Raw genomic sequence first — 20,887 nt, 5'->3', positions numbered from 1 at the left:
GAGCGTTTTTCGTATGAAGGCTGCATTTCTGCTCGCTGCATCGGCGCTGTCGCTGGCCGCGTGCGCCCGCGAGGCCCCACGCGCGGTGACCAAGCTCGACTGCCCGAGCACCGAGGGCGAATTGACGCGCATCAGCATCGCCGCCGATGGCAAGTCCTGCGCCTACCGATCGTCCGACGGCGCAGAGGTCAGCCTCGAACTCACCCCGATCACCGGCACGGCGCAACAGACCCTCGCCAAGATCGAAGCCGACCTGCGCAGCACGCCCGGACCGATGACGCCGGAGAACGAGGCCGCGCAGGCCGATACCGGGGCCAAGATAGCTGAGGTCGCAGCGGCGAAGGCGAATGTCGGGGCTGTCGCGGCGGAGGTCGCGCGGGTCCATGCTGAAGCGGCCGCGGACGCCGGCCTTCCTGCGTCGGCCTCATCAAAGATCGGCGATGCTGGCGGCAATCGCATAGATCTTCCGGGCGTCCATGTGTCGGAGTCAGGCGATGGCGCGAATGTCCGCATAGGTCCGCTGCGTGTCGACGCGGACGGCGAAGACACGACCGTAAACATCTATCGCGACGTCCGGATGCGGGGCGAAGCGCTCTCACGCGAGAAGCGCGGATTGCGCGCCACCTTCATCTACACGGGCAAGGATCTGCCGGCCGGGTATCGCTACGTCGGCTTCGAGGCCGGCGGACCGAAGGGCGGCCCGCTGACCGTGGCCAAGGTCCGTTCCAAGCGCGACACGGAGTCGGGCGACAAGATCTATCACGACGTCCAGGAGCTGGTGCGCCGTAATGGCGGCGTCTAGCCGGCGGCCTGCACCTCGACGACCTTGTAAGTCAGCGGCCGGCCGTCCTCGTCGGTGACGGTGACGTACTCGCCGACCGCGAATCGATGCTCGCCGAGGCGATGCACCGGCTCGTCATCCGAGGAATCCGCGTCGTCGTAGTCGAAGAACCAGCGCGTACCCCGGCGCGACAGTCGGCCGTCCGCGGCGTCCTCGTCCGGCGCGAAGCGGCGCACGACGCACTCTGAGCGCGCCTTGGCGTAGGCGTCGGCGTCGAGCAGGCCGTCCGGCGTCAGCGGCGCGGTCAGGGCGTAGCCTCGGTGGTCATCGCCACCCGCGAATTCGGTGCCGGGATTGCGGGCGAGCCGCATCACGATACGCGACAGGGTCATATCCTGAGCCTCTAGTTCTAGTGAGATAGGAAGAGCGACGGCTGGTCCGCCGACAGTAGGGTTCGGGTCGTGCCGCCGAAGATGAACTCCTGCAGCCGCGGGTGACCGAATGCGCCCGCGACGAGGATTCCAGCCCCGGCCTTGCTGGCTGCGTAGAGGAGCAACGGCGCCGCGTCGCCGCTGTCGGGCAGGATGTCTACCTCCGCCTTCACCCCGCGGGCGGCATAGTAGGCCTGCAGCCGATGCGGATCGAAGCTGCGCGAGGTGGCCTTCGGCGCGGCCAGGATCACGACGTGATTCGACTTCTCCAGCAGTGGCATCGCCAGACGCGCCGCGCGCGAGGCCTCTTTGCCGCCGTCCCAAGCCACCGCGACCGGACCGCCGACGGCGAAGCCGTCGCGGGCCACCAGGACCGGGCGCTGCTCGTCGGCGACCATCTGCTGGAACGCCTCGGCGAGCGGTCCGCGGCCACGGGCGGAATCGTTGTTGAACACCACCACGTCCGAGAGCCGGCTCTCGGCCGACAGCCCGGCCCACACGGGGGTCTGGAGCGCCACGAACTGCCCCTTGGCGTAGGCCGTCGCGGCCATGGCCGCGCGCGCGTTCTTCTCGCCGACGACGGCTGCCTCCTTCAGAGATTCCAGCGCCGTCGTCTGGACGCCGCCCAGGAAGCCCTCGCCCATCCAGGGCATGACGTCGGCGACGTCGGCCGGCGTGTAGACTCCCGCCAGCTCGGCGCCGAACGGTTCGGCGAGTTTGGCCGCGGCGGCTATCACGGCCTTGTCGCCTTCGCCTCCCGACAAGGGCGCCATGATCCTAGCCCAACTCATCGCAGTTCCTTTCTCGACCCGGCTTGCCGGCCATCTGGAGCCTCCATCCCACGCCGCGCATTGATCTTTGGCAAGTCCTGGGTCAGTTCACGACCTTGACCATGGAAGGAACGCATCGGTGAGCAAAGGGCTGCGTATATCGCGGAAGGAACCGCGCGCCTGGCAGCGGATGCTTTCGGGGCGCAGGCTCGACCTGCTCGACCCCTCGCCGATGGACATCGAAATCGAGGATATCGCCCATGGCCTGGCGCGGGTCGCGCGCTGGAACGGCCAGACCACCGGCGAGCACGCCTTCTCCGTCGCCCAGCATTCGGTGGTGGTCGAGGAAATCTGCGCGCACATCCAGCCGGACCTCGAACCGCGCTGGCGGCTGGCGGCTTTGCTGCACGATGCGTCGGAGTACGTGATCGGGGACATGATCAGCCCGTTCAAGGCGGCGCTGGGGATGGATTATAAGAAATTCGAGGAGCGGCTGGAAACGGCCATTCACGTCCGCTTCGGCATCCCGGCCAAGACGCCGGTCCCGATCAAGAAGCTGATCAAGCAAGCCGACCGCGCCTGCGCGTTCTTCGAGGCCACCCAGCTCGCCGGCTTCAGCCACAAGGAGGCGCTGGAGTTCTTCGGCGCCCCGCCGGCCGGCTACGAACTCACGATCGACCCGCTGCCGCCGGCCCAGGCGCAAAGCCGATATATTCAGCGTTACAATGTGCTGTCCGAGGCGGCGGGATTCGCGTCAGCCTCGGCCGATGCAGCCTTCGACACCGAGTAGCGCCATGACCCTGATTGTCTGCGGACTGGCCGAGGTGCCCGCGATCATCGCGGCCCGCGCCCCGTCGCACATGATCACCCTGCTGGACGCCGCCAGCATGATCGAGACCCCGGCCGGCCTGCCCCCCGCCCATCACCTGCGCCTGTCGGTCAACGACATCGCCCAGCCCACCGAGGGCCTGATCCTGCCGAGCGCCGACCTCGTCCACCAGCTGCTGGCCTTCGGCCGCGCCTGGGACGCCAGCGCCCCGATGATCGTCCACTGCTGGGCCGGGATCAGCCGCTCGAGCGCCAGCGCCTTCATCCTGGCCTGCGACCGCAACCCCGACGCCGACGAGCGCCTGATCGCCATGCGCATGCGCCGCGCGGCCAAGCACGCCTATCCCAACCGCAAGATCATCGCCCTGGCCGACGACATCCTCGGCCGCCGCGGCCGCATGGTCGACGCCGTCGAGGCGATGGGCGACTACGAATACAGCGGCTACGGCGTGCCCTTCGACTTCGCGGCCGCCCACTGATGGAGCAGGCGTCGATCGTCATCGGATTGTCGGCCGTGGTCGTAGCCGTGCGCGACGGCGACGCGGTGGTGCTGACCGTGCGCCGCGAAGGCCAGCTGGCCAGCCTCCCCTTCGGCCCCTTCGACCCCGACGCCCACCGGACCTTCGAGCTGGCCCTGCGCGCCTTCGTGACCGCCCAGACGCGGTTCGACCTCGGCTATGTCGAGCAGCTCTACACCTTCGGCGACCGCGGCCGCGACGCCCCGCTGGCCGACATGGGGGAAGGCTCCAGCGCAGCCGCCCGCGTGCTCTCGGTCGGCTACCTGGCCCTGACCCCTACCCCGGTCGACACCACGGGCCCGGACACCGCCTGGGCCGACTGGTCTCGGTTCTTCCCCTACGAGGACTGGCGCCAGGGCCGGCCCGAAGCGCTCGACGTGCTCGAGCCGGCGCTGCGCCGCTGGGCCGGCGGGCGCATCGAGAAGCTGTCGCGCGCCCGGCTGCTGTTCGCGCTCGACGGCGCCCCCTGGAACGAGGAGCGGGTGCTGGAGCGCTACGAGCTGCTCTACGAGGCGGGCCTGGCGCCCGAGGCCGCCCGCGACCGGGCCGAGGCCCCCGGCGCCCCGTCGCCGGCCCTCGCCGCGGCGCTCGGCGAGCCGATGGCCTCCGACCACCGGCGGATCCTGGCCACCGCCCTCTCGCGTCTGCGCGGCAAGCTCAAGTACCGCCCGGTGGTGTTCGAGCTGATGCCCGAGGCCTTCACCCTCTCGGCCCTGCAGCGCGCGGTCGAGGCGATCGCCGGGGTGCCGCTGCACAAGCAGAACTTCCGCCGCGCCCTGGAACGGGCCGAACTGGTCGAGGGCCTGGGCCGGGTGGATTCGGAGACCGGCGGCCGTCCGGCCGAGCTGTTCCGCTTCCGCCGCGAGGCGCTGAGCGCGCGCCCGGTCTCGGGCCTGGCCCTGCCGCTGCTGCGCGACTGATCCCCTCGCCGGCCCGGGGACGGCCGACGATGACGGCGGCGGCTGCGGCTGCGGCTGCGGCTGCGCGACTGAGGGTTGCAGGACCGCCCTCCGCAAAAATAATGTGATCAGTGTTCAGTTTCCCCTGCGGCGCCCCCTTGCAGCGTGCGGCGATGGGCTCACTATGCTTCGAAACAAAGGTATTTGAGTGACGCCGATGACCGATCAACATGCGGGCCAGCGTGTCTGGAGCATCGTTGAGACTTCCGCCTTCGACCCCGTCGCCCGGGTCAGCCCGCACGAGCGGCTGAAGGACCTGCGCGAGCAATGCCCGGTGCACCGCGACGAGGGCGTGAAGACCTGGTTCCTGACCCGCTACGGCGACGTGCGCGACACGGTCAACGACCGCAGCCTGTGGCGCCACTGGAGCCGCGCCGAGGAAGGCGCCCTCCTGCGCCGCATGGACCGCGATCCGGACGCCCCGCGGCAGGACAGCATCCTGTTGCTGGACGAGCCCGACCACAGCCGCGTGCGCCTGCCGCTGGCCAAGGCCTTCTACGGCCGCATCAACGCCATGAAGCCGCAGATCGAGGCGATCATCGACGAGGTGATCGACGCGGCCCCGCACGGGGCGCCCTTCGACCTGATCGGCGACGTCGCCATTCCGATCCCCATCCTGGTCATCGCCACGATCCTGGGCGTCGAGCGCGAGCGGTTCCGCGAGTTCCGCGAGTGGTCGGAGGCCTCGATCCTCGGCCTCAACCCGCTGCGCACGCCGGAAGAGACGCAGAAGATGGAGTGGGGCTCGGGCAAGCTCACCGACTACTTCTCGCACCTGATGGCGCAGCGCCGCGCCGCCCCGCAGGACGACCTGATCAGCGACATGGTGAAGCTCCAGGCCGAGGGCGCGCCGCTGTCGGACGACGAGATCCGGGTCAATCTCTCGGCCCTGCTGATCGGCGGCAACCTGACCACCACCGACCTGATCGGCAACGGCGTCTGGCTGCTGCTGAACCACCCCGAGGAGCTGGCCAAGCTGAAGGCCGATCCGAGCCTGGCGGCGGCCACGGTCGAGGAGATCCTGCGCTATGAATCGCCGGTCGGGATCACGAACCGGGTGATTTCGCAGGAGCGCGAGGTCGGCGGCTGTCCGATGCACGTCCACCAGTCGGTGATCACCTCGCTGCACGGCGCCAACCGCGACCCGGAGGTGTTCGAGGACCCCGACCGCTTCGACATCACCCGCAAGCACGTGCCGCACGTCGCCTTCGGCGGCGGCAGCCACATCTGCATCGGCGCGCCGCTGGCGCGGATCGAGGCCAAGCAGGCCCTGGTGCGGCTGTTCGAACGCTTCCCCGACCTGCGCCTGGCCGGCGACGAGCCGACGTGGCGGGCGCTGCCCTTCTTCAGGGGGATGGAGGCGTTGGTGGTGGCGGGGTGAGTTTGGCGAGGTCGGCTCAGCGCCAGAAGCGGAACTTTAGAAGGGCGCCGCAATCGGACATGCCATATAGCGGATGAAGAATGCCCTAGGCTGGCCCTGAGCTGCCCGCCGTGGACAAACAGACCTCGCGCACGCATCCCCGCAACCAGCGATGCGCGGCATCGGCGTCAAGGCGAGGATGCCAAAGCATCGCCACCGTGAATGGCTTGGTGTCTGCGGGGATTGGGAAGCTGAACATCCCCTCGCGCAGGATCTCGCTATGGCGCTCGGGAACCGTCGCTACCAAGTCGGAGGTGCGCGCCAACGACAAGGCGACCGCGAAGCCGCCCACGACGCTCGCCACCTGGCGTGTCAGATCCTCCGGCAGGAAGGGACGATCCACGGCGTCCGCCTCAAAGCCGCTCCTCGAAACAATGACGTGACGCGCCGCCGCGTACTGCTTGGCCGTGACCTCGCCGTTCGCAAGGGGGTGCCCCGCCCGCACAACTCCGATGAGACGGTCGAGGAACAGCGCCTGGGTGCGCAGCTCCGGGCCCAGCGACGCATCGACGACGCCCGTTTCGAGGTCGACCCGACCTTCACGCAGCGGCCCGCTGTCCTTGTCGGGCTTCTGCAGGAAGTTGAGGCGGACATTCGGAGCCTCCGCGCTCACTTTGGCGATCAGACCAGGGCCGAAACACTCAACGAAGCCGTCGCTGGTCCGCAGCGTGAAGGTCCGCGCCAAGGTTGCGATATCCAGGCCCTCCAACGGCGCAAGCAATGCTGCGGCCTCCTTTACGATCTGACTGACTTGCGGCTGTAGCGCGATCGCACGCGGAGTCGCCACAAGCCCTCGCCCGGCCCTCACAAGGAGAGGGTCGCCAGTCGTCTCTCGTAATCGCGCAAGCGTGCGGCTCATCGCCGATGGACTGAGCCGAAGGCGCCGCGCTGCCGTCGCAACGCTTCCCTCAGCCAGCAACACGTCCAGGGCGAACAGCAGATTGAGGTCGGGCGTCGACATGGCGGCTTCCAATACATGGCGTCAGACGCACTATTAGAGTGCAATCGCTGCGCGTTCCGCCATGCGTTGAAGGCCCGTACGCTTCATCCGTCAACCGCGAAGGATGAATTCATGCCTACCAACTCCCTTCAGAAGTTTGTCGAGCAGGTGCGAGCCGCCTGGGGTCCGCTGACCACGGAACTGGTCACGGAATGCCAAAGCTACCTAACTGAGCTCGTGAAGACACCTGCCTCGGAAGCTTGGCTGGCGGAGCTTCTCCGGACCGCACCGGCCAACCAGGAACTCTATCGCGATCCCGAACATGGCTTCGTGCTGCTGGCGCACACAGAGCAGGCTGGCCTCTACCGCGCGCCCCATGACCACGGTCGAGGGTGGGTGATCTACGCCATCCAGGATGGTGAGATCGAAATGCGGACCTATGCTCCTGTGGAGGATCAGAACGGGCCAATCCGACTGGTTCAGCGCAACAGCACCGTCGTTCAAAGCGGCCAGGTGCAGGTCTATCTTCCCGGCGACGTCCACGACACGCGATGCCGCTCGCAGTCCGCCCTGCTCTTCAGGTTCACGGACCGTGATCTTCGGGTCGAGGATCGCATCGAACGCAGGCTGACCCGTTATGTCGAGCAGAGCGGCGTCTGGGCGCCGGCCGCGAGATGACCGCTCTTGCCCCCAGTCCCGCCACGCCGAGCCCACAGCTCTCAAGCTTGCGTTCCGGCGTCACCATCGCGGGCGTTCTGTCGGCCATGGCGTTGGTCGTGCTGGACGCCGGGATCGCCAATGTCGCCCTGCCGAGCCTCGGCCGCGCCCTGAATGTGACACCCGCAAAGTCCGTCCTGATCATCACTGCGTACCAGGCGGGCCTGGTCATGGCGCTGCTGCCGTGTGGTGCGCTCGGCGAGCGGTTTGGCTTTCGCAGGGTGTTCACGCTCGGTGTTGCGACCTTCGCCGCAGCATCGGTGTTATGCGCAAAGGCTCCATCTCTAGAGTGGCTAGTGGCGGCCCGGTTGGTTCAGGGGATTGGCGGCGCCGCGGTGATGGCGCTGGGCGTCGCGCTCCTTCGCCTCGCGGTTCCCAACAGCCGCCTTGGCGCTGCGATCGGATGGAATGCGCTCACCGTCGCTATCGCTTCGGCTGCGGCGCCAGGTCTCGGCGCCGCCATCCTGGCCCACGCGAGTTGGCCGTGGCTGTTTGCAGCGCCGCTCCCTCTCGCGATCGTGGCGGCCGCGGCGACCCGCGCAATGCCGGCGTCGCCGGAGCGCTCGACGTCGCTGGATCCGATGAGCATCGCCTTGAACGCCGGCATGTTTGCGCTGCTCATCCTGTCGACCGAGTTGGCCACTAGCGCCCCGTTCTGGGCGGCAGCGTCTCTAACCCTGGCTATCGCCTGGCTTGCGCTGCTCGTCCAGCGGGAGGCGAAGAAGCGCGCCCCGATGTTCCCGTTGGACCTGCTGCGCGCCCGGCCATTTCGAACGTCCGTCTTTGCGTCGGTCAGCTGTTTCGCCGGGCAATCGGCCGGGCTCCTGGCGCTGCCCTTCTACCTCCAACACGAACTGAAGCTCACCCCGTTCGCGACCGGACTTTACCTCACGCCCTGGCCGCTGGGCGTCGCCGCGACCGCCATCGTCGCCGGTCGCCTGGCAGATCGCGTGCCGACAAGTAAGCTTTGCGTCATCGGGGCCCTAAGCCTCTCCGCCGGCCTCTCCGGCGCCGCGACCTGCGCCCTGCTTGAACAGCCCCCTGCGCTCATCGCCGCGATCGCTCTATGCGGAATTGGCTTTGGGTTGTTCCAGACGCCGAACAATCGAAACATGTTCTTGTCTGCCCCTGCGGAACGCAGCGGAGCAGCCGGAGGCATGCAGGGCACCGCCCGCGTCGCCGGCCAGATCATCGGCGCCCTCATCATGACCTTGCTATTTAATCTGACGGTCGGGGCCGATGCGCCGAAACTGGGGCTCGCCATAGCTGCGTCGTTCGCACTGACCGCCGGGCTTCTTAGTTTTCACCACTCAGCCCAATCGGGTTAGCGGCCTCCCAGGAAAGCCCTGCCCCTGGCCTACAGCCACTCAGAAAGACTTCACAGTGAGGGAGGTCAGTTCTGCGCCAAGGCCACTCATGACGACCCGCACCAGGCTTGACGCCCGGAAGCAGACGTCGCGATCAACCGCAACGAGCCCCTCCCGGCCATCGGCGCGCGCCCTCAGTGCCTGAAGGGCTTAACTCCCGCCCTACCCCCTGGCCAACGCGCTGGCGGTCTTGCCGTCATACTGGCCGCCGAAGTTCGTCTTCAGGTGGGCCATGATGGTCCCGACGTTGGCGTCGGGGTTCTGGGCCCGGAAATCGTCGATGACCTTGCGCAGCTCCGATTCCGTCATCTGCTTTGGGCCATAGGACGAGAGGATCGCCAGCTCGGTCTCAGCGGCCTCAATGCGCTGGCCGACCTTGGACGCATCGGCGCCGGCGTCGATCAGGCGGGCGCGCTCGCTGGCGAGGTTCTCCAGCGTCAGCTTCGTATTCTTCAGGAACTTCGCGACGGTCGCGGCGACCTTTTCATCGGTGACTTCCGTCACGCCGCGCTTGAACTCTTCGGTCGTGATCTGAGACGCCTCGCCGATCAGCGTGGTGAGCAGGTCGGCCTTCAGGCGGTCGTTCGACTTACGCGCCGCGAGTTGGTCAGCTTTGAGCTCGTCAAGCAACGCCATGACGCCGTCCTTTCAATTTCACTCTGTTCGGTAGTTCTGTCGGGAGGAGGCCGCCGTTCAAGCGCGATCGCACCCTGGGACCACCGTAGCAGGCTCCCCGCAACATCCATGTCCGCATTTCGCCCGCTGAGCGCCACTAGGGAACATCCGGACCGCGGCGCAAAGCGGACACCTGGGATGGTCTGCTCATGGGCTCCGCTCGCCGCCGCTCTTGCGCCAAGCGTCTGGCCGAGCGAGGGAGGCTTGCCAGACGCCGGCATTTCTCGCGGCGAGCGGCAAGCTCATCGGGCAGGCAGGGGTCCCGCGCATGGCGAGCATGCTGTACCGGTGCGCATTCACTCCTCATCACGCCTTAGGATTCCGCTATGCCCATGACCGACGAAATCCACCTGGTCCGCCGACCCGACGGCATGCCGACGCGGGAAGACTTTGCACTGGTCCAGGCGCCGCTCGCCGAGCCCACCGAAGGCCAGGTTCTGGTCGAGGCGCTGTGGATGTCGGTGGACCCTTATATGCGCCCGCGGCTCGACGCCGATCAGCCCTTGAACGCCCCACTGCTCGGCGGCGGCATCGGCCGCGTGATCAAGTCTCTCAATCCCAAGTTCCCCGAAGGGGCCCTCGTCCGTCACGGCGCGGGCTTCCGCAAGCGGTTCGTGTCCGACGGCAAGGGCCTCGCCCTGCTCGCCCCCGACCCTGAACTGCCGCTCAGCGTCTACCTGCACGCGCTGGGCGGGACCGGCATCACCGCCTATGGCGGCCTGCTCGACATCGGCGCGCTCAAGGACGGCGAGCAGGTCTTCGTGTCCACCGCCGCCGGCGCGGTGGGCTCGGTGGCCGCCCAGATCGCCAAGATCAAAGGCTGCTACGTGGTCGGCTCCACCGGCTCGGCGGAAAAGGCCGCCTGGCTACGGGACGAGCTGAAGCTGGACGCGGTCATCAACTACAAGGCAGAGCCCATCGGCGAACGCCTCGCCCAAGTCACGCCCAAGGGCATCGACGTCTATTTCGAGAATGTGGGCGGCTCTCACCTCGACGCAGCCCTGCCCCGCATGAATGTGCGCGGGCGCATCCCAGTCTGCGGCATGATCTCCATGTACAACGGCGGCGGCGAGGGCGTTCACAACCTCTTCTCGCTGATCTATGGCCGCATTCGCATGGAGGGCTTCGTAGCCAGCGACTTCGGCCACTTGAACGCCGACTTCCTGCGCGACATGACCGCCTGGGTGAAGTCCGGCCAGATCAAGTACGAAGAGACCGTGCTCGAAGGCTTCGACCGGGCGCCCGAAGGCCTCATCGGCCTCTTCAAGGGCGAGAACCTCGGCAAGATGCTGATCCATATCGCCGATTAGCGTTTGCGCGCAGCCAGGACGATCGCTGAGCGGCGCTGGGCGTCGCCCTCGCCGCCCCCTAGGGCCGCCGGCCCATGCGGGCGTAGGCCTGACGCGGGATCGGGCCGGGCGCCAGCCGCGCGGCGCGGCCGAGCGCCGACAGCGCGACCTTGGCGGCCGCGAGGCGAACGGGATTGGCGACGAGGCCCAGCTGAGCGGCGACGCCGGGCGGCAGCAGGTCGATGCTGGCCTCGACCACCAGCGGCTGCAAGGCGCGGCCGACCGCACCCATCGGCGAGGTGCGCCGCACGATGGCGAGGAACTCGTCGATGATCGGATGGCGCACGAGGCGTCGCCGCATGGCCTGCATCCGCTCGGCGGTCATCGCCGCCGAGGTCGAGGGGTGGCGGGCGCCGAACGCGCGGCCCACAGCGCCGCCCTCGAGATAGTAGCGGTCCTGGTCGGCGGGACTGAGGCCAGGGTCGACGTAGCGCATGTAGGCGTTGAGGAAGCCGTAGGCGGCCGTCAGATGGACCCAGTCGGCCAAGTCAGGATCGAGGGCGTGATAGGCCTGCCCCTCCGGCGTCCGGCCGCGAACGCGTTCGTGCATGCGGGTGACCATGGCGATGCGGGCGTCGGCCTCGGCCGTCGGCGCGTAGGTGGTGATCATCGTCGCCTCGCCCGTGCGGCGCATGCGGGTCAGCGGATCGCGGGCGAAGATCGAGTGCTCCCAGACGCCGGTGCGGACCCGCGGCTCGGCCAGTTCGAGGATCACCGCGGCCACGCCGCCGATCGCCAAGGCGATGGGATTGGCGTGCACCCGCCAGGCGACGGAGTCGGGGCCGTAAAGGCCCGGATCGCCCCTCGGCTGCGAATAGTCGACCCGCGACGGCCCGAAGATCCGCCGGTCGAGCGCGCTCGCCAGGCCGGCGCCGGGCGCGCGCAGCGCCGCCCGTGTGGAAGTCTCCAAGCTCATCTCGCCTCGCGTCCGCCTGCCCGCAGCCTGGCGAGGAGCTAAACGGGCGAGCAACCTGACGGTTCTGCCAGGGCGCTAGGCGACCTTGGATCGCGGCGGCGGCTCAGTCTGCCTGGCCTGACCGGCCTGCCACTCGGCGCGCAGGTCGCAGCTGGTCTGCCGGCTGGCGTCATGGCTCCAGCCTGGCGGACCGAACAGGTAGCCGAGCGCGTGGCGTGGATGGCGCGCGACGTCGCCCAGCATCCCCGCCCACTCGTGAAACGCCACCCGCAGGATGTTGAAGTCGCCGAGGTTCTTGACGATGCCATAGCGGCAGGGCTCCTCGTCCAGCTCCGGCTGGAAGGTGCCGAACAGCTTGTCCCAGACGATCAGGACGCCGGCGTAGTTGCGGTCGAGATAGCGCGGGTTGCGGGCGTGGTGGACGCGGTGGTGCGAGGGCGTGTTGAACACCGCCTCGAACCAGCGGGGCATCTTTCCGATCGCTTCGGTGTGGATCCAGAACTGGTAGACGAGGCTGATCCCCTTCTGGATGGCGATCATCGCCGGCGGAAAGCCGAGGAAGGCCAGCGGCAGCCACAGGGCCCACGTACCCGCGACCCCGCCGGTCCAGGTCTGCCGTAGCGCGGTCGACAGATTGTAGTGCTGCGAGGAGTGGTGGTTGACGTGCGCGGCCCACCAGAATCGGCGCTCGTGGCTGAGCCGGTGGAACCAGTAGTAGGTCAGGTCCTCGAGCAGGAAGATCGCGATCCACGCCCAGACCGCGGTCATCGGGATGTCGAACAGCCGGTGCTGGTAGACATAAAGCGTCGCGGCGGCGACGACGCCGCCGACCAGGAGGCCGGCGACCGTGCTGCCCAGGCCCATGACGAGCGAGGCGGCCGTGTCCTTGGCCTCGTAGTTGGTGCGGGTGCGGCCCAGCCGCGCCAGCGCCACCTCCAGGATGATCGCCAGGATGAAGAACGGCGTGGCGAGGGTGACGGGGTCGAGGCTCATGCGGCGCGGCGGTCCTCGCCAGGGCCCGGCGCCGGCGGCCAGTTCGGCAGCGCCAGGCGGGCGACCGGAGCGGCGACGTCGGAAAGATCGAGCCGCACCACGCCGTCTCGGAACGACGCAGCCACCGCCTGGGTCCAGGGGATATGGCGGGCGACATACCCGTCGCCGACCTCGCAGAGCACCAAGGCCGCAGCCCCGGACTTGGCGAGGGCCCCACGGCCGTCGACGGCCACCCAGATGCGGTCGATCGGGCGGCCCGGAAACTCCTGCGCCATCAGGTCGAGGGCCTTGGCGTCAGTGAGCGGCGTCATCGGTTTGGCGATCTTGGCCCAGGCGGCCAAGCCCACCAACACGGCGATCGCTCCCGCCGATGCAGCGAACTGCACGAAGAATGCTTGCGACACGTACGGTCCTCCCCGCGGGCAGGGTCCGCCCGCGCAACGTGACCGTCAAGTGACAGCTATCTAGGCGCGAGGCTTTGCAAACACCGGCGGCGCCCCGGCCGCGGCGCGGCGGCGCAGCACCTCGCGCACCACCAGACCAATGATCACCAAGCCGCCGAGGGTGATGGCGGCGATGGTGGTCAGATGCGCCTCGCCCAGGGCTTCCAGCTCGGCCAGGCCCTTGGCGGCGAAGTAGCCCGGCGCAAGGATCGCCAGCACCCAGATCACGGCTGACAGGGCGTTGGCCACCTGGAAGGTGCGGCGGCGCATCTGCAGCAGACCGGCGACCAGCGGCACGAAAGCCCGCAGCGGGCCGAAGAAGCGGCCGATGAAGATCGAGGCCGCGCCGTACTGGCGGTTGAACAGGCGGGTGCGGGCGACCTTGCGGCGATGGCCCTTGAACACCGGGTGGCGCAGGGCGCGCGGGCCGAGCCGACGGCCGAGTTCGAACGAGACCGCGTCGCCGACGATCGCGCCGGCGACACACCAGAGAACCACTTGGACCGGGTCAAGCACGCCCGCCGCGATGAGCCCGCCGGCCATCACCATCAGGGCGGTGGCCGGAATGAAAGCGCCGATCAGGGCCAGAGATTCCAGGAGCGTGACGAGGCCCAGCACAAGGCCAGCCCAGGCCGCATGCCGGGCGATGAAATCTGCGAGACTCTGAATGAACGCTTCCATGGGAGGAGCCCGATATGGGCCCACGTCTGCGCGGGCGCGAGGGGGCGCCAGGCCGCGGCCGGCAAGTTTTTCCGCTTGTGGCGCATATGTCTCAGCGCGCAGGGAGAGCCGCTATTTGTTCTTGCTATGTTCCGGCAATTCGATAAGCTGGAAAGATGCACGAAACCATCGAGACCGACAGCCCGCGCAACCGCGCGGCGACGCCGTTCTGCGAGGAGATAGCGGCGGCGATCTGCGCGCGGGTCGCGGCCGGCGAGAGCCTGCGGGCGATCTGCAAACCGCGCGACATGCCGGGCGCGGCGACGGTCCATCGCTGGGCCGCGATCCGGCCGCCGTTCGGAGCAGCGCTGCGCAAGGCTCAGGCCGAGGCGCAGGCTGCGCGACGGGACGCATTTCTGGCGCGCGCCGCCGACCGGGCCTGGAAACGGGCCCGTCCCTGGGCGCGGCCGGACGCTTATCGGACCGAGGTCGGCGAAGAAATCTGTCGGCGGCTGGCCAGCGGTCGCAGCCTGCTGGAAATCTGCGGCGAGGCCGACATGCCGGTCACCGGCACAGTCTATGAATGGCTGCGCGCCCATGACGACTTCGCCGCCATGTACCGGCAGGCGCGGCGGATGCAGGCCGAGATGCTGGGCGACCTGGCCTGGGCGATCGCTTCGGAGGCGAAGGAGAGCGACGTCAAGGTCGCAAGATTGCAGTTCGACGTCCTGCGCTGGCGCGCGGCGCGGCTGGCGCCCAAGGCCTATCGCGAGGAGGACGAGGCTTCCAAAGGCGGGCTGGAGGTCTACCTGCAGGACTTCACCAGCGGAGCCATCCTGGCCGGGCCGATCTGGTCAGGACCGGGCGCCTAGCCCTCCCCGCAATTCTCCGCAGCTGTCAGGGAAACTTCACGCAAGTTTCGCGCTTTCTGGGGTGGCGAAATGACGCGGGGGACCTATCTGTGCAGCTATCGGAAGTGAGCCAGCGAGCGACGCACATGTGTCGATGTCATCTTAAACAGGGCCGAATGCCGGCCTGACCTCGCCCAGCGGGCGCCATGCGATGGCCGTCCGCATGCTCAATCGTGAAGCTCCAGAATGGGGCGTTCGCGACCCCCGAAAGTGAGTAGAGTAAAAAGGAGCTCACATGGCTCTTCAGATTTTGGTTGCGCCCGTCGGCGACGGTTGGGCTGTCCGTTCAGAAGCCTTCGACAACGAACTTATCTTTGAAGCCGGGGGCCGCGCCGAAGCCGCCGCCCGCGCGCTAGCCGACCGTTATGCGCGCTCGGGAAGCGCGGCCGAAGTGCAGATCTTCCTGCGCAACGGCGACCTGGCTGGCCGATTCCTGCACAGCGCCGCCGCATAAGCCCGGCGCGCACGCCCATGAAAAAAGGGCCGCCCCCGCAAGGAGGCGGCCCTTTCCATTTGGGCTCGTGTTCAAGGGAGGGGAGCGATCGCGCTCCCCTACCTCCGACTTAGAACTTGCGGACGTAGCCGACCGACCAGACGTCGGCCTTGCCGGCGTCGTCCTCGAAGTCGTGACGGGTGTAATCGGCCCGCACGCCGTTCTTGTCGTCGAGGAAATACTGGCCGCCGACGCCGTAGTTCCAGCTGTTGCCGTCGGCCTTGGCGATCGCGCCTGGGACCGAGATCTTGCCTTCGCTCTTGCCATAACCGACGCGAGCGTAAAGGTCGGCGTTCGGGGCCACCGGCAGGAAGCCGACGCCGTAGATGGCGGCCTGGTTCTTCAGCTCGGCCTTGCCTTTGACGCCGCCGATGTTGACGTCGTCCTTCTTCACGCCGAAGCCGAGCTCGCCCTCGACGCCGAGATAGGGATTGAAGCGGGCGCCGAGACGGCCCTGGATCGCGCCGACGTCGGCGCCTTCCAGATCGTGGTGGCTGTAGCCGACCGAGCCGTAGCCGGTGACGGCCTGGGCGTTGGCGGCGACGGGGACCATGGCGACAGCGGCGACGGCGGCGATGAGAGAAATGTTCTTGTTCATGTTTTTGTACTCCGAACTAAGCGTGGCGATCTCCAGCCACGTGAGCTTGGTCGCGCTCAAACAGGGCGAGAAATGGCCCCTGCCGGGACAATCAGAAGACGAATTATGTCTGTTGCCTTGCGGCCACATCGACCGCTGACGCCTTAGGCGAACGTGCTATCAATGTGATCCGAAGCTCCCCGTGCAACGAGAGGAGCGGTCGTCGGAGACAGCGTTTTGCATCAAGCCGTGATCGCGGCCACGGGCCTTTACACCCCGCCGTACAGCCTCTCGAACGCCGAGCTGGTCGAGACTTTCAACACCTATGTCGAGCGGTTCAACGCCGCCAACGCGCAGGCGATCGCCGCAGGCGAAGTCGCCGCCCTGACCCCGTCGTCGGCCGAGTTCATCGAGAAGGCCTCGGGCATCAAATCCCGGTTCGTGGTCGACAAGAGCGGCCTGGTCGACCCTGACCTTATGCGACCTGTGATCCCTGAACGGCCGAACGACCAGATCTCCGTCCTGGCCGAGATCGCGGTCGAGGCCGCCAAGCAGGCGATCGAGCGCTGGGGCAAGGACGTCAGTCAGATCGGCGCAGTGATCTGCGCAGCCTCGAACATGCAACGCGCCTATCCGGCCATGGCCATCGAGGTGCAGCAGGCGCTGGGCGTCGAGGGCTTCGCCTTCGACATGAACGTGGCCTGCTCGTCGGCGACCTTCGGGATCAAGACCGCAGCGGACTTCGTCGGCTCGGGCTCGGCCCGCGCGGTGCTGATGGTCAATCCTGAGATCTGCTCGGGCCATCTGAACTTCCGCGACCGCGACAGCCACTTCATCTTCGGCGACGTCGCCACCGCGGTGATCGTCGAGCGCGCCGAGGATGCGACCGACGGCTGGGACATCCTGGGCACGCGGCTGAAGACGCAGTTCTCGAACAACATCCGCAACAACTTCGGCTTCCTGAACCGCGCCGCCCCCGAGGGCGCCGGCCGGGCCGACAAGCTGTTCGTACAGGAAGGCCGCAAGGTGTTCCGCGAGGTGGTGCCGATGGTCTCGGAAATGATCGTCGACCACGCCGGCGACCTGGGCATCGACCCGACGGGCCTGAAGCGCATGTGGCTGCACCAGGCCAACATCAACATGAACGAGCTGATCGGAAAGCGCGTGCTGGGGCGCGAACCTGCTCCGGGCGAGAACGTGATCATCCTCGACGAGTACGCCAACACCTCGTCGGCCGGCTCGATCATCGCCTTCCACAAGGCCAATGAAGACTTCCAGACCGGCGAGACGGGCCTGATCTGCTCGTTCGGGGCCGGCTATTCCGCCGGGACGGTGTTCGTCCGCAAACGCTAGCGCGGCCACGTGCCGCGTCGGTTCCCCGGGGGCTGAAGGCTAGGCTGAGGCCTAAAAGTTCCTCGGGGGATCAACCACATGGCTTACGACGACGTTCCCGGCGGCGACCCGCGCGGTCGCTGGTGCCCGAAGTGCAAGCTGCCGATCAAGGCCGGCGAGCCCAGCACTAACATGCATTTCAAGGAAGACCCCGACGGAGCCCGCGGCCTCAGCGGCCCCTGGCATGGCGAATGCGCCCGCCCCTACTGGGACACCATCACCCCGGCGCTGGACAAGCTGCGCCGCGCGTTCGGGGGCTAACCCTCCAACGCCTTGATCATGTCGACGCGCGGGGCGTGGCGGCCGCCTTCGAACTCTGCGCCCAGGAAGGCGTCGACGATGTCGAGGGCCAGGCCCTCGCCGATCACGCGGGCGCCCATCGAGAGCATGTTGGCGTCGTTGTGCTGGCGGATCATGCGGGCCGAGAAGGTGTCCGAGCAGACGCCGCAGCGCACGCCCTTGATCTTGTTGGCGGCCATCATGATGCCCTGGCCGGTGCCGCAGACGATGATGCCGAACCGGCATTCGCCCGACGCGACCTTGCGGGCCGCGGCTTCGCCCTGCTGCGGATAGGGCACGCTTTCGGGCGTATCAGGGCCAAGATCGAGCACGTCCCAGCCAAGGGCCGAGACGTGGGCGGCGATCGCCTGGCGAAGGCCGATGGCGGCGTGGTCGCTGGCGAGGACGATACGGTTGTTGCTCATGGGCGTGCTCTAAAGGTGCTCGACCGCGCAGCCAAGGTCTTCACAGATGCGATCGGCCAGGATCTTGCGATGGCAGCCGCGATGATCGGCTTCGAAGCAGAGCAGCGCAATCTTGCGTTCGGCCGCCAGTTCCTTGGCGGCGGCCAATTCCAGCTGGGCTGCGGGCTCGACCAGGTGGTCCTCGAAGATGGCGGTCATCTCGGCGATGCGGCCCTTGCGCGCAGCCTCCCGGCCCGGCTTGGGCGTGCCGAGCTGGCGCAGATGGACATAGCCGATGCCGGCCTCGGCCAGGCTGGCGGCCAGCAGCGTCTTGGAGAACCCCGCGCGGCGCGAGGCGGCCACGGCCCGCACGTCGACCAGCAGTTCGACGCCGGCCGCCTTGAGACGGGCGATGACCGCATCGTGCGTGCTTGCCTCATAGCCGATGGTGGCGAGCGGCTTCATTGTCAGCGCGCCTTCTGCCGGCCGACCTCGGCCGCGGCGTCCAGCTCGGCGCCGCGGGCCAGATCTTCGGCCGCATCGTTGGTGCTGGCCCGCGCCAGATCGGGACGAACCACGCCGGCGTGGCCGGCCAGGCCCAGGGTCTGAAGAGCGTCCTCGCCCTCCTCGCCGAAGACCGAGCGGACGCGCAGTTCGCGCTGGGCCAGCGGGATTTCGAAGCCGCCGTTTCGCAAGGCGTCCTCGATCGCCCAGGTGTAGGCTGCGTGTGTGGCGTTGGGCCGCTTGACCGCCTCCAGCGCCGGCCAGACGACGAGCTCGAAGGACAGACCGCTCTCGCCGAAGCCGATCAGCCAGACCTGGGTCTTGCGGACGGACGTATCCTTGAGCGTGAAGGGCACGGCGTGGGCGGCGCGGAGCACGGCCTCGCGCACCGCCTCCTTGTCGACGCCGTAGGCGACGCGGAAGGGAATGTGCATCCGCCGGGCGCCGTTCTGGTGGGTCCAGTTGGTGACCGGCTGCTCGATGAGCCGAGAGTTGGGTATCAGGACGTCGAGGTCGTCGTTGTTGCGGATGCGGGTGGCGCGCGGGCCGATTTCGGCGACAACGCCGCGCTCTCCCGTCTGCAACTCAATGTAGTCGCCGATGCGGATCAGCTTGTCGAACAGCAGCACCAGGCCGGAGATGAACTCCTTGACGATGCCCTGCATGCCGAAGCCGAGGCCGACGCCGAGCGCCCCGGCGAACAGGGTGAACGACGAGAGGTCGAGCCCGAGGGTCGAAAAGGCGGCGATGATCCCGAAGATCACCAGGCCATAGGTGCTGAGCTTCTCGAAGATGTAGATCGAGGGGGCGGCGTCGGTGTCGACCCGCCCGCGGATGCGACGGATCGCGCCGGCCGCCAGCCGCGCGGCGAGCAGCGACACCGCGACGATAAGGATCGCCGCCACCAGCCCGCCGATGGTGATCACGGTCTTGCCCAGGCGGACAAGCTCGAAGGCCATCAGGGACTGGAGGTCGGCGGCGATCTCGCTGTTCATGCTCAGATCTTGTCCGGGTAGACCGGCGCGATGTCCACCGGGATATCCTTCAAGGTGGCGATCACGGTCTCTGCTTCGGGATCCAGCTTGGCGTACTTGTCGAAGAACGCGTTCATCCCGGCGTAGTCGCCGTCGCCCTGCAGCTTGATCAGTTCGGCCAGCAGGCTGGTGAGACCGTCCTGCATGGCGTCGTCATTGACCTTGAAGCGCTTGGCCGCCGGATCCCATACCAGCGCGCCCTTGGACTTCAGATAGCCGTACTGCAGCGCCGCGCCGCGGCCGTGAGCCTCGCCGGCGCCGAAGCGGACCGCCCGGAAAACGCCTGCGGTGTAGCTCGCAAACAGCTGGGAACGCTCGGCTTTCGGCAGCTCGCCCTTATCCATCATGAAGAGGATGTTGTAGGCGCCCATGACGTCGGCCTTGGCCTCCTCGGCGGCGCCGGCGATCTCCTTGAGCTCGGCCGAGACCGTGGTCGGGCGGCCGTCGACGACGATCGAGCCCGGGCCGAGGCTGTGCGACAGCTCGTGGAACAGGGTCTCGAGCGTCATGTACTTCTTGCTGACCAGCGCGGCCTGATCGGCGACCAGCACGCGCTCTCCCATCGGCTTGAGGATGCGGTCGTACTTGGCCCCGAGCACGTTGGAGAGCACGACCTTCTTGGCGCCCTTGGCTTCGCGCACGCGCTCATCGTTGGGCAGGTTGAAGGCGATGGTCTGCGGACCGACGGTGTTGTCGCCGCCGCCGCGGACCTGTTCGGCCACCGCGATGGGCGACTCCCCGCCGCGAGCGAAGTTCTTGTACCTGGCGTCGACCGGGAGGTTCTCCTCCATGGCCCGCAGATAGCCCTTGTACTTGTCCAGCGCGCTGCTCTCGGCCGGATCCTTCAGGGTTACAAAGGCTTCGAAGGCGGTCTTCTGGCCGTAGAGCTCGTCGGTATAGGTCTCGTAGGGGCCGATCGCGACCTCGATCGGGGTGCCGGTCAGGTCCATCCAGGCCATCTCGGACTCGAAGTAGTCGTTGGTCCGGAACGACTGGGCCCGCAGGGTCAGGAACTTCTTGAGGCTGGGGTTGGTGGTGATCGCCGCGGCCTTGTCCAGCAGAGCGGCGGCGCGGTCGAGCTCGGCCTTGTACTCGACGTTGTAGGGTACGGTGACCAGCTTGCCGCCCTGGCGCTTGACCACGGTGTAGCCGTCCATCAGCGCGGCCTTCTCCGCCGGATGGGCGGCGATGTAGGCGTCGAGCTCGGCCTTGGTCAGGCCATCTGGATAGAAGCCGTGGCCCGGCCCCGGCCCCGCCGCCTGGCGCTTGTAGATGGCGGTCATCTCGTCGGCGGCCTGGATCAGCAGATTGACCACCTGGCGCTCCTCTGCGCTGAGGAAGCCGGTCTCGACCTGCATCTCGATGCGGGCGAGGCCCTCGTTGGCGACGGGGGCGGCGGCCATGGCGGCCGCGGGCAGGCAAAGGGCCGCGATCAGCGGCGCAACGAACCTACGCATGTGAATGATTTAGCTCCGAGAAACCGCCTTCACGGCGGCGTTTGCCCGGAAACTAGAGCAAATCCCGAT

25 protein-coding genes are annotated in these 20,887 nt (G+C 67.8%); 12 read left to right on the top strand and 13 right to left on the bottom strand.

The window, feature by feature from the left end:
* The first annotated feature begins 13 nt into the window (after positions 1-13).
* Positions 14-802 carry a hypothetical protein gene (locus GGQ61_RS02180; RefSeq protein ID WP_183769736.1) on the top strand — a complete coding sequence of 263 codons (789 nt, stop codon included), beginning with the start codon at positions 14-16 and terminating at the stop codon, positions 800-802.
* Here GGQ61_RS02180 and GGQ61_RS02175 read toward each other — a convergent pair.
* Entirely contained in the window at positions 799-1,173 is a 375-nt protein-coding gene (locus GGQ61_RS02175; protein ID WP_183769735.1) for a hypothetical protein, read from the bottom strand. The two genes, GGQ61_RS02180 and GGQ61_RS02175, sit on opposite strands and share 4 nt — an antisense overlap.
* A 17-nt stretch (positions 1,174-1,190) precedes the next feature.
* The gene (locus tag GGQ61_RS02170; RefSeq protein WP_183769734.1) at positions 1,191-2,003 is read right to left on the bottom strand and encodes a universal stress protein; all 813 of its coding nucleotides are present in this window, start codon (positions 2,001-2,003) and stop codon (positions 1,191-1,193) included.
* A 118-nt stretch (positions 2,004-2,121) separates the two neighbouring features.
* Here GGQ61_RS02170 and GGQ61_RS02165 point away from each other — a divergent pair, with 118 nt between their 5' ends.
* The 4 genes from GGQ61_RS02165 (at position 2,122) to GGQ61_RS02150 (ending at position 5,668) form a co-directional block, all read left to right on the top strand.
* A complete protein-coding gene (locus tag GGQ61_RS02165) occupies positions 2,122-2,772 on the top strand; it encodes a YfbR-like 5'-deoxynucleotidase (protein ID WP_425500944.1) in 651 nt (216 codons plus the stop codon).
* A gap of 4 nt (positions 2,773-2,776) precedes the next feature.
* Positions 2,777-3,289, top strand: coding sequence for a tyrosine phosphatase family protein (locus tag GGQ61_RS02160; protein ID WP_183769733.1), 513 nt, complete (start codon positions 2,777-2,779; stop codon positions 3,287-3,289).
* Positions 3,289-4,248 carry an NUDIX hydrolase gene (locus GGQ61_RS02155; RefSeq protein WP_183769732.1) on the top strand — a complete coding sequence of 320 codons (960 nt, stop codon included), beginning with the start codon at positions 3,289-3,291 and terminating at the stop codon, positions 4,246-4,248. The genes GGQ61_RS02160 and GGQ61_RS02155 overlap by 1 nt, the downstream gene beginning before the upstream one ends.
* Before the next feature lie 196 nt (positions 4,249-4,444).
* Positions 4,445-5,668 (top strand): cytochrome P450, encoded by a 1,224-nt coding sequence (locus GGQ61_RS02150; protein WP_183769731.1) that lies wholly within the window; start codon positions 4,445-4,447, stop codon positions 5,666-5,668.
* Between the two features lie 85 nt (positions 5,669-5,753).
* Here the strand turns inward: GGQ61_RS02150 and GGQ61_RS02145 are convergent, their stop codons facing one another.
* The gene (locus GGQ61_RS02145) at positions 5,754-6,668 is read right to left on the bottom strand and encodes a LysR family transcriptional regulator (RefSeq protein WP_183769730.1); all 915 of its coding nucleotides are present in this window, start codon (positions 6,666-6,668) and stop codon (positions 5,754-5,756) included.
* A 111-nt stretch (positions 6,669-6,779) separates the two neighbouring features.
* On the opposite strand from GGQ61_RS02145, the gene GGQ61_RS02140 reads away from it, so the two are divergent.
* Both GGQ61_RS02140 and GGQ61_RS02135 read left to right on the top strand, forming a co-directional pair.
* A complete protein-coding gene (locus GGQ61_RS02140) occupies positions 6,780-7,325 on the top strand; it encodes a hypothetical protein (RefSeq protein WP_183769729.1) in 546 nt (181 codons plus the stop codon).
* Positions 7,322-8,692 carry an MFS transporter gene (locus GGQ61_RS02135; protein WP_183769728.1) on the top strand — a complete coding sequence of 457 codons (1,371 nt, stop codon included), beginning with the start codon at positions 7,322-7,324 and terminating at the stop codon, positions 8,690-8,692. The genes GGQ61_RS02140 and GGQ61_RS02135 overlap by 4 nt, the downstream gene beginning before the upstream one ends.
* 201 nt (positions 8,693-8,893) lie before the next feature.
* Here the strand turns inward: GGQ61_RS02135 and GGQ61_RS02130 are convergent, their stop codons facing one another.
* Positions 8,894-9,367: a GatB/YqeY domain-containing protein gene (locus tag GGQ61_RS02130; protein WP_183769727.1), complete on the bottom strand. Its 474-nt coding sequence runs from the start codon at positions 9,365-9,367 to the stop codon at positions 8,894-8,896.
* A gap of 371 nt (positions 9,368-9,738) precedes the next feature.
* Between GGQ61_RS02130 and GGQ61_RS02125 the strand changes: the two genes are divergently transcribed.
* The gene (locus GGQ61_RS02125) at positions 9,739-10,716 is read left to right on the top strand and encodes an NADP-dependent oxidoreductase (protein ID WP_221220809.1); all 978 of its coding nucleotides are present in this window, start codon (positions 9,739-9,741) and stop codon (positions 10,714-10,716) included.
* Positions 10,717-10,774: 58 nt separating this feature from the next.
* Here the strand turns inward: GGQ61_RS02125 and GGQ61_RS02120 are convergent, their stop codons facing one another.
* The 4 genes from GGQ61_RS02120 to GGQ61_RS02105 all read right to left on the bottom strand — a co-directional run bounded on the left by GGQ61_RS02120 (position 10,775) and on the right by GGQ61_RS02105 (position 13,788).
* Positions 10,775-11,671: an oxygenase MpaB family protein gene (locus tag GGQ61_RS02120; RefSeq protein ID WP_183769725.1), complete on the bottom strand. Its 897-nt coding sequence runs from the start codon at positions 11,669-11,671 to the stop codon at positions 10,775-10,777.
* Positions 11,672-11,746: 75 nt separating this feature from the next.
* On the bottom strand, positions 11,747-12,664 hold the full coding sequence (locus tag GGQ61_RS02115) for a sterol desaturase family protein (RefSeq protein WP_183769724.1): 918 nt from the start codon (positions 12,662-12,664) through the stop codon (positions 11,747-11,749).
* Positions 12,661-13,068 (bottom strand): hypothetical protein, encoded by a 408-nt coding sequence (locus GGQ61_RS02110; RefSeq protein ID WP_183769723.1) that lies wholly within the window; start codon positions 13,066-13,068, stop codon positions 12,661-12,663. The genes GGQ61_RS02115 and GGQ61_RS02110 overlap by 4 nt, the downstream gene beginning before the upstream one ends.
* A 60-nt stretch (positions 13,069-13,128) precedes the next feature.
* Positions 13,129-13,788 (bottom strand): DedA family protein, encoded by a 660-nt coding sequence (locus GGQ61_RS02105; protein WP_183769722.1) that lies wholly within the window; start codon positions 13,786-13,788, stop codon positions 13,129-13,131.
* Positions 13,789-13,943: 155 nt separating this feature from the next.
* Between GGQ61_RS02105 and GGQ61_RS02100 the strand changes: the two genes are divergently transcribed.
* Positions 13,944-14,639, top strand: a complete 696-nt coding sequence (locus tag GGQ61_RS02100) for a terminase small subunit-like protein (protein ID WP_183769721.1) — start codon at positions 13,944-13,946, stop codon at positions 14,637-14,639.
* Between the two features lie 274 nt (positions 14,640-14,913).
* Positions 14,914-15,132, top strand: coding sequence for a hypothetical protein (locus GGQ61_RS02095; protein WP_183769720.1), 219 nt, complete (start codon positions 14,914-14,916; stop codon positions 15,130-15,132).
* A gap of 109 nt (positions 15,133-15,241) precedes the next feature.
* Here GGQ61_RS02095 and GGQ61_RS02090 read toward each other — a convergent pair whose 3' ends face one another.
* Positions 15,242-15,769 (bottom strand): porin family protein, encoded by a 528-nt coding sequence (locus tag GGQ61_RS02090; protein ID WP_183769719.1) that lies wholly within the window; start codon positions 15,767-15,769, stop codon positions 15,242-15,244.
* 216 nt (positions 15,770-15,985) lie between these two features.
* On the opposite strand from GGQ61_RS02090, the gene GGQ61_RS02085 reads away from it, so the two are divergent.
* Together GGQ61_RS02085 and GGQ61_RS02080 are read left to right on the top strand one after the other, a co-directional pair.
* Positions 15,986-17,101: a beta-ketoacyl-ACP synthase III gene (locus GGQ61_RS02085; RefSeq protein WP_183769718.1), complete on the top strand. Its 1,116-nt coding sequence runs from the start codon at positions 15,986-15,988 to the stop codon at positions 17,099-17,101.
* A 78-nt stretch (positions 17,102-17,179) separates the two neighbouring features.
* Entirely contained in the window at positions 17,180-17,401 is a 222-nt protein-coding gene (locus tag GGQ61_RS02080; RefSeq protein WP_183769717.1) for a hypothetical protein, read from the top strand.
* On the opposite strand, the gene rpiB is transcribed toward GGQ61_RS02080, so the two are convergent.
* From rpiB to GGQ61_RS02060, 4 genes are read right to left on the bottom strand one after another with little or no spacing between them, the layout of a single operon-like run.
* Positions 17,398-17,844: a ribose 5-phosphate isomerase B gene (rpiB, locus tag GGQ61_RS02075; protein WP_183769716.1), complete on the bottom strand. Its 447-nt coding sequence runs from the start codon at positions 17,842-17,844 to the stop codon at positions 17,398-17,400. The two genes, GGQ61_RS02080 and rpiB, sit on opposite strands and share 4 nt — an antisense overlap.
* A gap of 9 nt (positions 17,845-17,853) precedes the next feature.
* Entirely contained in the window at positions 17,854-18,288 is a 435-nt protein-coding gene (locus GGQ61_RS02070) for a DUF488 domain-containing protein (RefSeq protein WP_183769715.1), read from the bottom strand.
* Positions 18,289-18,290: 2 nt separating this feature from the next.
* Positions 18,291-19,322 (bottom strand): mechanosensitive ion channel family protein, encoded by a 1,032-nt coding sequence (locus GGQ61_RS02065; RefSeq protein ID WP_183769714.1) that lies wholly within the window; start codon positions 19,320-19,322, stop codon positions 18,291-18,293.
* Positions 19,323-19,324: 2 nt separating this feature from the next.
* On the bottom strand, positions 19,325-20,818 hold the full coding sequence (locus GGQ61_RS02060) for a dipeptidyl-peptidase 3 family protein (protein WP_183769713.1): 1,494 nt from the start codon (positions 20,816-20,818) through the stop codon (positions 19,325-19,327).
* Positions 20,819-20,887: the final 69 nt, after the last annotated feature.

It is taken from the genome of Phenylobacterium haematophilum, assembly GCF_014196295.1.
Lineage (GTDB): Bacteria > Pseudomonadota > Alphaproteobacteria > Caulobacterales > Caulobacteraceae > Phenylobacterium > Phenylobacterium haematophilum.
The sequence above is the reverse complement of the archived record's forward strand: the minus strand, read 5'-3'. Positions and strand labels throughout refer to the sequence as shown.